This window comes from Paenibacillus sp. SZ31 (assembly GCF_012912005.1).
Taxonomy (GTDB): Bacteria; Bacillota; Bacilli; order Paenibacillales; family Paenibacillaceae; genus Paenibacillus.
Window position 1 is genome coordinate 1 of sequence record NZ_JABBEA010000011.1, and the last position, 14,621, is coordinate 14,621.

At 41.7% G+C, this 14,621-nt stretch carries 7 protein-coding genes; 5 read left to right on the forward strand and 2 right to left on the reverse strand.

All coding sequences use genetic code 11. From position 1 onward, the window contains the following. Positions 1-164 precede the first annotated feature (164 nt). From HF638_RS19595 to HF638_RS29070, 5 genes are all read left to right on the forward strand, one after another. On the forward strand, positions 165-1,655 hold the full coding sequence (locus HF638_RS19595) for a fibronectin type III domain-containing protein (protein WP_169481674.1): 1,491 nt from the start codon (positions 165-167) through the stop codon (positions 1,653-1,655). Between the two features lie 48 nt (positions 1,656-1,703). Next, complete coding sequence (locus tag HF638_RS19600; protein WP_169481675.1) at positions 1,704-8,501, forward strand: polymorphic toxin-type HINT domain-containing protein; 6,798 nt, start codon at positions 1,704-1,706, stop codon at positions 8,499-8,501. 22 nt (positions 8,502-8,523) lie between these two features. Then, on the forward strand, positions 8,524-8,961 hold the full coding sequence (locus tag HF638_RS19605) for an Imm8 family immunity protein (RefSeq protein WP_169481676.1): 438 nt from the start codon (positions 8,524-8,526) through the stop codon (positions 8,959-8,961). 926 nt (positions 8,962-9,887) lie between these two features. After that, entirely contained in the window at positions 9,888-11,174 is a 1,287-nt protein-coding gene (locus tag HF638_RS19610; protein WP_348982120.1) for an RHS repeat-associated core domain-containing protein, read from the forward strand. Next, a complete protein-coding gene (locus HF638_RS29070; protein WP_169481678.1) occupies positions 11,135-11,266 on the forward strand; it encodes a polymorphic toxin-type HINT domain-containing protein in 132 nt (43 codons plus the stop codon). The genes HF638_RS19610 and HF638_RS29070 overlap by 40 nt, the downstream gene beginning before the upstream one ends. Here HF638_RS29070 and HF638_RS19620 read toward each other — a convergent pair. Together HF638_RS19620 and HF638_RS19625 are read right to left on the reverse strand one after the other, a co-directional pair. Continuing rightward, complete coding sequence (locus HF638_RS19620; RefSeq protein ID WP_169481679.1) at positions 11,263-12,393, reverse strand: IS4 family transposase; 1,131 nt, start codon at positions 12,391-12,393, stop codon at positions 11,263-11,265. The two genes, HF638_RS29070 and HF638_RS19620, sit on opposite strands and share 4 nt — an antisense overlap. 832 nt (positions 12,394-13,225) lie before the next feature. Next, on the reverse strand, positions 13,226-13,780 hold the full coding sequence (locus HF638_RS19625; protein WP_169481680.1) for a hypothetical protein: 555 nt from the start codon (positions 13,778-13,780) through the stop codon (positions 13,226-13,228). Positions 13,781-14,621 lie beyond the last annotated feature (841 nt).

The window sequence follows — 14,621 nt, forward strand, 5'->3', positions numbered from 1 at the left end:
AAAATGCTTGGGTTGGAAGACCGCTCACGAATCTTTCGCAGAAGAACTGTCGCACTTGGTTTGACAATCCGTCATATGAAAAAGAGTGAGGCTTATAGGTGTGAGGTGGAGTCTATTTTTAAAAGAGAAATTAAATAAAAACAGAAGGGTGAATTATTAGAAAAATGATAAGTAGAATATTAACTGTGTTATTAATTTTATTAAGTTTATTTTTAGGAACAATTATCCCTGAAAAAGTAGCAGCAAAAGAAGAAAACGAGAAAAGTGAAGTCATAAATCAAATTAATCAAATTTCTTTCGGATACGAGAGCTATCATGTTTTAGGAAGAGACGGCTCGATTTGGGGCGCAGGTTTTAATCCGTATGGAGGATTAGGATGGAGTGGGAATAAAAATCAAGGTGAGATTAAAACTATTCCTTTAGCTAAAAGTATAGTGGCTACTTCAGCAAATCTTAATGAAACCTATGGTGTCACCAAGGAAGGGGCTGTACTGAGTTGGAAATTAGGTTATCAATATGAATATCTTACATCGAATAAGCACGTGAAAGATATTGTAACAGGATTAAATTTTGGTGCAGCTTTAACAGCAGAAGGAACAGTCTGGGCATGGGGAGGGTTGCAAGTAGGTGATAGTGCTATCTCTAAAGCAGCACCAATTCCAGGATTGGATGATGTTGTAGAAATTGAATGTAATGCATTGTCCGGCACAATCTTTGCACTTAAAAAAGATGGCTCTGTTTGGGGTATAGGGTCAAATAACAACTATCAACTTGGTACAAGTGGAGATAAAGCAACAGTTCCAGTCAAAATTAGTTTACCGGTTAAGATAAAGCATATTTATCAAAGTAATGGTAAGCAATATGGGGCTGCTATTGATGAGAATAATTCTGTTTGGTGGTGGGGAAAAGGTTACCCGTCTGAGGTTAAGTCAACAATTTACGGAGAACCTGTGTTGGATCCTAGTATAAAAGATGTAAAACAGCTTGCGTTAGGGAAAGAACATGCTCTGGCTCTAAAAAATGACGGTTCGGTGCTCGCATGGGGAAAAAACTCGTGGGGACAACTTGGAAATGGTAAAACTGTTGAAGGTCTATCTCCCGAACCAGTACCAGGATTAAAAGATATTTATAGTATTAATGCTGGATCAGAAAATAGTGCTGCTGTGAGTAATTCATCTGATGTCTACATTTGGGGAAAAATTTACGGCATTGGTTCCATACCCAGTCCTAAACTCATAACTATTAATGATCAACCTAGTGAGGTATTACCAGTTGAGAAGCCTCTCAATCTAAAGCTGAAGGTTACAAGTGCCAATTCTGTACAGTTATCATGGGACCATGAACGCCAGAATGACTGGGATAGGTATAATATTTATCAGAACAATCAAATGATTCAAACGACAAAAGATAAGACTATAACCATCGGAAATCTAGACCCTAATAAAGAATACAATTTTTATGTCACAACTAAAGGCATATTAGGTCAAGAATCCGAAGCAAGTAACACGGTGAAAAAAAGAGGAATTGAAAAATATTCTTACATCTATAATTCTTCAGGTCAACTCACGAGTATCTTGTATGAATCGGGTAAGAAAATAACTTATGAATACGATAAAAATGGGAATCTGAAAAAGACAACAGTAGTTAATCCATAGACTATAAGCACTTTGCAGCTACTAATTATTGAACGGAGCGAAATCTAGTTGAAACATTCTAAAATGAAGAAGTTAATAAATATTATTCTTATCTTTTCAGTAGTGCTAAATCTTTTCGGAAATTGGATACCGGCTACTACATATGCAGAAGAGCAGAAAGACCAAGATGTTTCTACAGGCCAAAATCCTTCTCCATTGGAGTCCCTTTCTCTTATTGCAGAGCAGTTTGACAGGACAGAAGGTTTTATCCAGGGCTATCTGGATCAAGGTTATACGTTGAATGAAGTGATTTCAGCTCTTTATAAAGCTAGAGACGAACAGATTGGATTTGACGAAGCCTTGCAGGCAGTACGTCCGCAGGAAGTGAATGAATCCGCTACGGTCACGAGTGACGTCTATACGGACTCTATTGTCGCTGAGATAGCACCAATCACAGGTGTGGAAGCCGATCAATCCAGCATTATACAGCGGTATGAAACGTTCACAGTTGAAGAGGAACTGACTGCCCCGCCAGATACAGACCTTGAGAAAGAAAACGAACCGAAAGAAGAGGAAGACAAAAGCGCTGAGGATGAGGAAAAAGAACAGGTTGATCCAGATGATCAATCGGAAGGTGAAAAAGAGTCTGAAGGAACTGAAGAAACAGCACCACCGACAGAAACTACAACTGATGATGACACCGCACCTCAAACGAATCAGGATGTAGGTCAAGAACCGACAGCACCTTCAAGCGAAAACACTTCTACCCTTGAAGGAAAGCCGGCTGCTGAGACTAAGGAAACATCATCATCACAAGGGGGTGCAGTAAGCACACCTTCTACGTCGATGGAATCGAAGTCAGAACCGAAGAATATCTCGGAAAAAGTATCAAAATCTGTGCCTGACAAGGGACAGGTTAAGGAGAATAATGATGCTTCAAATGCGAATAAAAAGCAATCCGAGTCATCATCCCCATCGAAGCAAAAGTCAAAATCAGATGTGAAACCACTTGCAGGACAAACGAGTATTCCAGATCCGGGAAAACATATCGCTGAAAAAGCACCAGTCTATAGTAAAAATTCGTTTAACGAGGCTCCTTATACCGTGGGTGAAAACGGAGAAACCATTTCAACGATGAGTGGTGGCCTTATGTTGGAGCATGTTGATGCGTCTTTGCCTGGACGTGCAGGGATGTCCTTTTCATTGGAAAGGCAATATAACTCGAATTCAGCCCAGTTTTATGATCCAGCAGTGGGAACGAATACATATGAGTATCCGGTCTACAATTATTTTCTCACCTACCAGGCAGTGAAGAAAAAAATTATTACCAAATATCATGTGAAATACAAACTTAACAAGTGGGTTCAAGAAGATTACAATGGCGATGGTATAAAAGATAATGACACGATCGTGGTGGAAACACCGACCATCCTGCAAGGTACGTATACGACCGAAGCAGATGCTCGAAAAGCGGCAAGTACACAAATCGCATTTTGGAATCCATCGGAAAGCCGTACCGAGCAACAAACCCGTAGTGGAAGTCTGAGTACTTTACCTTCGAGTATAAGTTACAATCAGGGTGGATTTAGCGGTACTCTAAACAAATCAGGTAGTGCTCAGGTCATTTCTGGACAATATCAGCCTGCACGTACAATTACTGCACCAACGCAGACGTGCACGAACTCCATTCCAGGAAAATATGACTCTAAAGGTGTCTGGACTCAGACAGGTTCAGGTAGCCCATGTCCAGATACGAAAACAGCGACAGTCGAGGGCAAAACGATTACGCTTACCCGTTCCTCGGTGACGGCTACGAAAGCTTGCCCATCACCAGATAAATCGGTAGCGAATTATGTGTGTACTAAAACATGGGAAGCACGTTATAACGGTTCAGTTTCAATTCCAGAATCAGACACCCGAGTATATTCTCAATCTTATGTCGGAAGTGTCGTTAAGCCTGGGCAATACTCTCAACAACGTTATGATTCTTGGATTGCAGGTAAGGCTCCATATCAGTATCGTTATGCTTATTCCGTGCGAGAGCAGCCTTGGGTAGAGCAAGAAGTAACAGAAGGTCCGGCTGAAGCCATCACTTTATACACGGATGGTACACCCGATTGGTCAACAGTTAACGATTTGAAAAACAACGTAAATAGTAATGCTGGAAAAGGGATCTCTACTTCAATGGATAGTAGTTACAACTATTATCTGGCTTCTAGTCCATCTGCTGAGATACGAGCTTATCAAGTAGGTAGTAACTTTGATGTCACCTACTACAACAAAACGGTTCCTGCCGCTGCAGACAAACAAGCACCACTTGGTAAGGGATGGTCTTGGAAACTGCCTTACATTGAAACTGAGAATGGCAAGTCGTATATGAACATGGCAGATGGTGGCCGCTATGAAATTGCAGGTAATATGCTTAAAGGGTACGACTGGGAAGGTATTGCAGTGAAATCGGATACCTCGGCAACGGTAAATGGAGAAACCTCATCTCTTGTCGTGACTTCTTCAGACGGATTAACCAAGCAATATTTTTCTGCGGATGGACGTCTACTCCAGATCGCCGATGGGCAGAAAAATGATGTTCAATTTTTCTATGAGAATAACTCGGTATATAACAGCAAACTGTTAACCCAAGTGAAGGATGCTATAGGTAATACGATAAGCATTAGTTATACATCTTCAGCCGTAACAATTGTGCAGGGGAATCGTACAGTCACCTATAACAAACAGACGAAAAATGGTATAGAGTTGCTTGATTCTGTCATTGATCCGCTAGGAAGAAAAACGACGTATTCTTACAAACTGGCTGATGCCAAGTTTAACCTGCCTGGATTTAGCCCTGAACGTGCGGCGCTTAATCCATATGCATTGCTGACATCTGTACAACATAACACGGGTGCCAAAACGTTCTATGAATATGAGAATGGAACAGTTAAGCGTTACATTGGTGAAGATTCGTTCAATGATGCCTATCGTGTGCTTTCTCGTAAAGATCAGATTACGTATGAAAATGGATCAACAGAGGATTTCAACCGCCAGACGTATAGCTACACCTCAGATATAGGGGCAACCTTTTCAAAGGACACAACCTTTGCTGTCTCGGTAAGTAATGGATTAACCAATACGCTATATAACTACCGTAAGGATTTTATTAACAATGACACACCATCCCAGTTCTATCTGGACGGAAGCATTGTTAGTGCAGAGGGTAAGACCCAAACAACAACCAATACCTATGGTAAAACTGTCAAAGGACGTAGTTATGCTGCACCAACACCAACGGTAACTACCTTAACGGATAACCAGGCTAAAGACGTCTTAACCACCACTATACAGTTGGATGATTATGGAAACATTACTTCAGTGACGGATGCAACGGGACGCACCACCACCAGCACGTATGATGACACCAGACACTGGATGACGAGTGTAATCGACATGGTGGACGCAACGAACAAGAAATATACGGCTCTTACACGCGATAACCTGGGTAACATCAAGCAAATCGTGAACCGTAAAGACAGTACCAGTGGGGAACTCTTGACACAGGCAGATTACACCTATGATGCCTATGGTAACCTATTAACTCAGCGGGTATCGGACGGTAAACAGGAACGAAATGCTACACTCGAATATGATGGTCGTTATCAAAATGCATTTCCAACGCGTCTAAGCATGTCAGTGATCAATGTGGACGGGCAAACTTCACCTATAAGTACATCATCGGAATATGATATGTCTACAGGTGACTTAATCTCCTCTACAGATGCAGAGCAACGTACTACCAAGTATCGTGTGGATGCGATTGGTCGTACCATTGAGGTAACACAAACGGATGGAACAAAGCTCCGTGCGGACTACGATGATATCAATAATACGATCAAAGTGACGGATGAGTCTGGTCAGCAACGGTTACAGAAGTGGAATTCACTGGGGCAGGCCATCGAGAATGGTTATTTCTCAGGAAACAACTATGTAGTCTCTCAACGTACCGGATATGATCCCTATGGACGGGCTGCCTGGACAGACGATGCACTGGGTAACCGCACGCGCAATACGTACGATAACTGGAACCGTGTGGTGACGAATACCGGAGCCGACGGTACGTCCATATCCATGAAATACGATGATGTAGCTCGCACAGCAACAAGCACGGATGCCGAAGGATACATGCAAATTGCTACTTATGATAAGTGGGGCAAAGGCATCAAAACCGAGGAAAAAACGCAGCTGGATCAGGTTCTCCGAACACTGCAAAAAAATAAATACGATACCATTAGCGGTCAAGCGCTGGAGCAAACGGATGGCAATGGGAACGTGACTGCGTTCAGTTACGATGTCATGGGTCAGCTCCGCCAAGTGACCAGCGCCAATGGAGAACAGACACAATACAGCTACGACCTAGCTGGTAATCTGCTCAAGACGATTGATCCAGCGGGTAACATTAAAGAGAACACGTATGATCAGTTGAATCGACGTATCCAGACGAAGGACAAGTCGGGCAATAGCACGAAAAGCTACTATACACTTGGCGGCAACCTTACTAAATATGTGGATCGTAATGCAAATATGTTTACGTATGAGTATGACCAGCGTGGCAACCTTATCCGTAAAGTGAGCTCGGACGAAACGATTAGCTATGCTGTCGATGCCGTAGGGAAACGTACCAGCATGACAGACCGCACTGGTACGACGGGCTATCAATATGATCCAGCGACGGAGCATTTGACAAAAATAACCTATCCGGATGGAATGACCACCGAGTTCACTTATGATCTCAGTGGAAATCGTACCGAGATGAAAGGGCCATTTAGCAATACAGTTTACTATACGTATGATGCGATGAACCGCATGACATCGGTCGGTACGGTGAAAGATTCACCGGATGCACAGTACGTCTATTATCTGAACGGATTGTTTAAGACGTCTCAGTCTCAAAATGGTGTGAATGATCGCAATACGTATAACGGTCTGGATCTGGTAGCTCTTGAGCAAGTGCGGGATCAAACTACACTGAGCGTGTACAACTACAGTTATGATAGCAACAAAAATATAACGAAGCGTGTGCAGCAGGGTGTGCAGGATGACTTTACGTATGATCAACTGGATCGCATTACCACGGCAAGTGGTAATAACGAGCGGTACACCTATGATAAACAAGGCAACCGTCTGACGATGCAATCCGACAAAGAAGTTAACGCGGTGACCAGCCAGTATCAGTACGATACTCGAGATCGTTTGACTCAAGTCACCACAGATACGGCAAAAGTGGGATATCAGTACAACGGTGACAATCTGCTTGTCGAGCGTACAGAGAATGGTGTCACTACGCGTTACTATTACGATGATGGCGCTCAGATTATTGCAGAAGCGGAAGTACGCAACGATACGCCAGAATTGAAAGCGAACTATATTCGCGGTGCCAAGCTGGAAGCGATCGCCTATGCAGATGGCAGCAAAGCGTATGTTCAGACCAACGGGCACGGAGATATTACCGAGCTGCGGGATGTCAATGGCGCATTACTGAACAAGTATCAGTATGACGTGTGGGGCAATCTGGAATCGAAAGAGGAAAAGGTTCACAATCCTTTCCTGTATTCTGGCGAGCTATGGGATGATACCACTCAGTTACAGTATTTACGAGCGCGATGGTATGATCCGGATACAGGTAGATTTATTAATGAGGATACGTTTGAGGGCGAATTGGACGATCCGTTGAGTTTGAATTTGTATGCGTATGTGAAGAACAATCCATTATCATATGTGGATCCAAGTGGTCATATGGCAGAGCCTTCCTACGCTACAGAGCTCAGATATCTGCTGAAGGAAGCTAGAATCAATATTTCATTATTTAGCCTGCATAAGAATACCATTCGAGATCGTTATAACTTTGATTCGTTTCTTAGCAGAAATCAATTTAATTACTTGTATGACATGGCATTGGGCAAGAGCACTTATTCTAAATCTGCGGGTAGTATTAGCTGGGCCACTGAACAGTTAGTAGATGAATTGATTAAAGGGAAAGCAGCAGAATATGTTGCAATACTTGCAATGGGTACTGCTACAGGTACGGCTTCTAAGAGCAGTGGGAAAACTACCGGTAAAACGAAAGCTCCTGCATCAAAAGGTTGCAATTGCTTTGTTGCCGGGACTAAGGTTCAAACTAATGACGGGGAGAAAAATATCGAAGACGTTGAAGTCGGAGATCAGGTTCTTGCGAAGTCTGAATATGATTCTAATGGCGAATTAGCTTATAAAGAAGTATCTGCTTTATATCGCAACCAACGTGATGATATTATTAAATTGCATGTGGGAGAACAACTCATTGAGACAACGAACAATCATCCGTTTTGGGTAGAAGGCAGAGGTTGGGTTTTTGCTGATGAACTTCACGTTGGTGACAAGCTTCAAAAGGCTGATGGAACTAATCGAACGATTGAAAAAGTGGAGTTTATTAAGCTCGACAAACCAGTAACGGTATATAACTTTACGGTTAAAGACTTCCATACCTATTATGTGACGGATTTAGGGATTTGGGTTCATAATACAAATTGTTTCACTGGTACAGGCGCTGATTTGGCTAAATTGGCCAACAATTCTAAGAAAAATGATGGACTTTCAGGTACAGCTTCTTTAGGTATCGTTCACGAAGGAGCAAAAAGTTTTGTAGGTCCTAATTTTAGCATTGCTACTCAGTATGGATATAAGTGGTATTATAGTCAGAGTGGTACGAAACGAGTTAGAGTCATGAATAAACCAGGAAAAGATAATATACTTGAGGCTAATTTCGAGACGTTTACTCAACCTTTTAAATGGCTAAAAGATGACAAGCTTACAAACTATCATGTTCAAATAAAATAGTTACTATAAGAGGTGTACTAATATGATCAAACCAGTATTGAAAGATCTCATCATTACAGGGAACCCTAATATTCATGGCAAATTACAGTTTACAGAAACAGAGGACATTGGAGATGATTTTTATCTGTCAGGCACTGCTTGCATCGGAACTAAAGATGATACAGGTGCGTATAATTTTGACTTTGGAATAATATCTCCAAAAGCGCTGGAAAGAGAACTTAAAGATGGCTCAGATATTATAGCAGGTGCGAGGTATTTTATCGTTAGTCGGCTAGATTTTGAATTAATTACTAACAAAATAAAGCAAATTCTTCTGAATAACGATGGAGATACGTGGGAGGATATTGCGGTAAATCTCGCACCTTATTTCGATTGGGAATATACGGATTCAGTACGCATAAATAGCGAGGAAGAGCTTCTTGAGATGATTAGAAAACATAAAGAAGAGAGTCAAGATTAGACTATAGTTCTAAACATTTGACGATCGACTAGAGTAAAAAGTGACCTTGAGAGTATTAATTCTCAAGGTCCTTTTAATTCCACATTATTGTTTAGAATAATAAAGCAAATTTTTTTGAAGAGTAGGTTGAGAGGATACAAAATATCCTGTATGATAAGAGCAATGTTAATGTATATACTTCATAATGATTGTATTTAGGCATGTACTCATTAAGAGAAGATGCCATCTTATGAACATTGGACATGACACGCATCATTAATCATGGAACAATGAAAAACAACGTGTACCCACTCTATCGAGCGAGAAGACGTTAATGCCTCCTAATCAGTGTTTTACAAAGTATCTTGCTACACTGCTAGAGGCACTAAGAGTTTCATTGTTACTACAGTACCCCAAATAAATATGTCATTGTATGCCTAAAGCGAAATTCCTCCGTGGAGTCTCGCTTTTTTGCGTTCAATAATAAAGGAGTGAACTGAAAGAAGTTCATCCAAGGATGATCTATAATGCTGCGGATACAACAAGGGATCGAGCGAAGGGAAACAAGATAAATGACAAAACAGTTAATATGAATTGTATATCACTAAATGAAATTGAGTCTGCCTACCAGGAACGCTTAGAATTCGTTAAAGGGATTTTAGAGATTGGAGTCTCGCGTATCGTAGAAGACATGAATAAGTGCTAAAAAACAAACTGGGTAATGGATGAGCCGAAGACTGTTGCGATAGGAAGCACCTATCTAAGCTGGGGTGTGTATGATCCATTTATCAAAAAATCCTATGTTGATTTAGATTTTGACTATCAGGAGCACGTAATGGAATCAGGTAAAGGTTTTTATTATGACGGGTTGTCAAGCCAAGTGCGACAGTTCCTCTGAAAAGGATTCGTTTACGTACGACAATTTGGATCGGGTTTTTACCTCAAGCGTGAATAACGAGGCCTATCAGTACGACAAACAGGGTAACCGCTTGACTCTTGATTCCGAAGCGGAATCTAACATCACTGATGCTTCATATACGTATGATTTAAGGAATCGCTTAACGAACGTGCAAAAAGGCGACAAGCAGGTTGGTTACACGTATAATGGCGATAATCTATTAGTTGAACGATTGGAAAATGGCAAAACTACGCGTTATTACTACGACGATCGTGCACAAATTATTGCGGAAGCCGAAGTAAACAGTGGTACCCCAACACTGAAAGCCAGCTATATCCGGGGAGAGAAACTGGAAGCAATCCAGTATGCAGATGGCAGTAAAGCATATGTGCAAGTGAACGGACATGGGGATGTGACAGAGCTTCGTGATGTAAACGGAGAGGTTCTCAACCGCTATGTGTACGATATTTGGGGAAATACTCAGTCCCAAGAAGAGAAAGTACACAACCCTTTCCGATATGCTGGTGAGCTATGGGATGACACAACTGGACTGCAATATTTGAGAGCACGGTGGTATAACCCTGCTGAGGGGCGGTTCCTGAATGAGGATGCTTATAATGGCGAACTCGATGATCCGCTGACTCAAAATTTGTATACGTATGTGCTCAACAATCCGTTACGCTATGTTGATCCAACAGGGAACAAACAATGCGAAGGTGCAACGACGTGTGATGGCGATCCGGTCGAAACGAAGTTGCGAAATTTTATTTACAACAAACTTCAAAATGGTTCGTACAATAATGTGGATCAATTTGCTTACGATATTGGTACGCTGACAATTCATATTGAGCAGAAAAAAGCGGGTTTAATTTTTGATGCAAATACTCGAGATTTGTATTGTAGAATGGCTAAATTGGCGGTATATGGAGCCGATAATGAAGCTCGAACTTACGGACAAGTCGATATGGGCAATCTAGCAGCGCTATTTTTTGTAGGATCGATAAAAGGTGCTTCCTCCAACGTTCTTAGCGGAAAATTCAAGTCTTGTAACTGCTTTATTGCAGGAACCAAAATATTGACTGCCGAAGGAGATAAAAATATCGAAGACGTTGAAGTCGGAGATCAGGTTCTTGCGAAGTCTGAATATGATTCTAATGGCGAATTAGCTTATAAAGAAGTATCTGCTTTATATCGCAACCAACGTGATGATATTATTAAATTGCACGTTGGGGAGCAAATCATCGAGACGACTGACAATTTGAGGGAAATGGATGGGTCTTCGCTGATGAACTTCAAGTGGGCGATAAACTTCAAAAAGCTGGTGGAAGCAACTTAACGATTGATAAGGTTGAGTTTGTTAAGCACGATAACCCAGTAACGGTATATAACTTTACAGTTCAGGACTTCCATACCAGGCGTGTTGATTAACCAATAATTGGGTTAATACTAAGCTTGCAACGGTCTAGCAATAAGGAAATAGCGACTCGCCATTCGGGAGAAAGTTGTCCAAGAAGGAACAAGCGCACGAAAGAAACGAGCGCCAGTGATTTGCACTTCATGATGAACGGCTGAGTGCTGTTGTACAGCCATTGGAGAAGGACATCAGCAATTAAAGCAGCGAATAATTGTCCATATACGGCATTTTCCGTTGTGCCGAATAACCTAGATACATTCAGATGTTGCTTGATCCATCGAAAGAATACTTCGATGCCCCACCTGGCCTTGTAGATCGCCGCGATTTGTTCAGCCGACAGATGCAAGAGATTGGTGACGACACGAATCTCGTTGCCATGATCATCTTGAAAAAATACGACCCGATGGCGTTTTTCGGATCGACATTGTTCGGTGCCAAGTCTGCACGTGATGTCCCGCGTCACATTCGAATGTTCCACGACTTGACGCTGCAGCGAACGATGCGTTGTCATTGTCATGTTTTCTTTGATGCGAATCACGAAATATTGTTGCTGTGTGGCGTACGTATCAAAACGCTCAATCTTTCCGTAGGCACGGTTCTCCACCATAATAAAGTCGGGGTTTGCAAGCTTTTCCCCCATCGGTCCATCATGCTTGGTCGCGACCGTTTCCACGACTTTTGCGGGCAGGTTGGCTGAAGCGTCGTAAGCCACATGAAGCTTGACGCCCGAGCGTTTGCCATGGAATACGGCCCAAGGCAATCTCGTTTGGCCTACGGTGATGGTTGTCGAATCGACGAGCAGTAGGGCGGAAGGAATCCGCAGTTTCCGCCGGGTTGAGCGGTTGCATTGGGCAGCTACGATTTCAAACAAACGTTTGAACACTTCATAAGGGACATCCGCAGCCTTCTTGGAGAACGTCGAATAATTCACGGAAGGCAATCCGCAAAGTATCGCTCTGTCCACACCGGCACGATAACTTTCCCACTCTCTGGCCGCAGCATGGGTTAGAAATTGAAACAAGGTATACACCGTAAATTTCTTTCCTTTGTCGTGGTACCCGACAGCTTGCACAACGGCTTCCACTTCTTCTTCGCTAAGTAATGTTTGCACAATATTCATAAATGGGGTAATCTTTTTCATGAGAGGTCTCCTTTTTCGAATCCTTGGTATGGTAACTATCGATTCTACTAAAGGCAAGACCTCTTTTCAAATTTTATTCCCTGTTACTGGATAATCAACAGGCCTGGTATTAGAGGATTAAAAAAAGTTCAAACGCATGTTTAACTGTGGCTGTTCGGTGAGGGTAACTTTTTTACTCTTATTGAGTAGCTTTCTACAAAACGTTGAATGAAAAAACTTCTCACTGGCTAAAACTAGTGAGAAGTTTTTTGAATTAAAAGGGATATTTTTCGGTTTTTTTGAATTTATAATAGCAATTATATAGGAGGGAGGAGACAATAGATTGCATTATTACCCTATGAATAAGGCGGCTGTGAGAGAACAAAGTAAAAATTATCGCTTCTCATACACGGTCATCGTCAATTTGTTTACTCGTAAGGTTGGTAAAGAAGAATACATAGAAATGTGAGGGTTAATTCTGACATCAAGTTGATGAAGATCATTATCACAACGGGCAGCCAATGTTGTCTACGGATTGATTGAAACACAACCTGAATTTACAGAGTGTGAACAGTTTCAAATTGCTGGGATTGCTTTTGCGAGCACTTATGATTAGATTTATGTTATTTTTAGCTATATTATTAATTTGTGGATCAAGTAGTACCCATTAAATCTGATGATGTTGTGCAAGTTCGGGAAGCAGCTCGCAATTCATTCCCAGCAGGAATGCCAATATCTTATGATTACTAATTTGGATTGATAAATTGAAGAGGATTTTTAGTTTAGACAAGCCCCAACCGTTATATATTAGATTGGGGTTGTTTTTTAGGTGGATTGATTGAAAGAGATCCCTTCAGAAGGTAATGTACTTGGATTTATTCAAAGTCCATTCCCCAGCTATATTCGGATACATGGCTGAAAAATCCTTGCTTGGTACTTGGATTGGATGATCAAAGGAAGTATAACGCAGACTCCATAAAGGGAGGGTAGTTCCACAAGTATAGAAAAGCGATAAGGTTTCTCCTCGTTCTAAAGCAGAACTAGGATCAATTATTTTTGTTTTTTCCTTAGCGTTTTGCAGATCGTAAAAGTAATTACTAGCGATCACGCTACCTAAGCTATGTGAAACCACACAGAGAGGAGTATCCGGCCCAACTTCGATACTTATGCGATTCAGTTGCTTGCTTATCGTATGATGCACAGCGTCGTAGTTTTGTTCTCCACCGTCCCTTAAAGGCTGGTATGCAACAGCATCTGCCAAATAATGAATCATGAATTCTCTAAGTTCTTCGTATCGGAGATTATATGGTGCTCCTACTAACTTCCTTTTTAACTCTTCCTCGCGCTCAGCAAAAACAGATGCCCACCACACCGGTCTAATTTCTATACATAACTCAGGATTTTTCATTCCACTAACTGTAGTAAAGGTCTTATGTAGATTATCACTGAATATTGTTGCGAAATCCTCATGTTGTTTACCTAAGCCGTGTATAACAATGACTGCTATCTTTAGTTACATATACATACATCTCCTTGTTTCCAGCATTTTAAACAAAAAAGACTCAATTATATAATTTAAGTTGGCTCTCTTTATATTTACCTTTTGTGATACTTATTATGTACGTACCCAGAGGCACGCATTATCTATTTGGTGAAAGTCCAATCAAAGGAGGGGCCATGCCACCTTTGTAGCCAGGACGCTTGCACATGACGAGATCTGTGTGTAAAAGCGCATCGACAAAAGAATCGGTCAGATCCCGGGCGAGCGACAAGCCAGGCCGCAACATCAAGTGAATCCTGCCACGTCGTCAAAAGGGCCCTACGAAGGGGAAAAGAGGGAGCCGAGTCTTGTGACAATGGACGAAGGCCGAGGAAGCTGTGCAGAACTTGGGACAACAGCGAAGAACCCTCCGGCGTAAAGGGAATGGCATGGATTGAAAGATAATGCATTGAAACCGATTAACCCTGTGCTATGCGAAGAAGAGATAGCACAGGAGCTGAATTCAAATATATTGCCAATATGTATGGAGTAAAAACGTTATTGTGATCCGCATGCCGATGAATGACAAACATCGGAAAGTCGTGTGAGGGAAAACCTCACGTACGGTTTGATGAGGAGGGCTGGTTTGAATCCAACCCTGTACTCTAGTAAGATCGTTATTTTCATGACAATAATGGTAAACTGTGTATAAAATGGAAGAATCACATTTTTAAAATAATGGTGGTTGGAAAGGTTCTTCTGACAAAAC

Coding starts and splice junctions, on each gene's coding strand:
- HF638_RS19595 (WP_169481674.1), top strand. CDS start 165: ATGATAAGTAGAATATTAACTGTGTTATTAATTTTATTAAGTTTATTT.
- HF638_RS19605 (WP_169481676.1), top strand. CDS start 8,524: ATGATCAAACCAGTATTGAAAGATCTCATCATTACAGGGAACCCTAAT.
- HF638_RS19620 (WP_169481679.1), bottom strand. CDS start 12,393: ATGAAAAAGATTACCCCATTTATGAATATTGTGCAAACATTACTTAGC.
- HF638_RS19625 (WP_169481680.1), bottom strand. CDS start 13,780: ATGAAAAATCCTGAGTTATGTATAGAAATTAGACCGGTGTGGTGGGCA.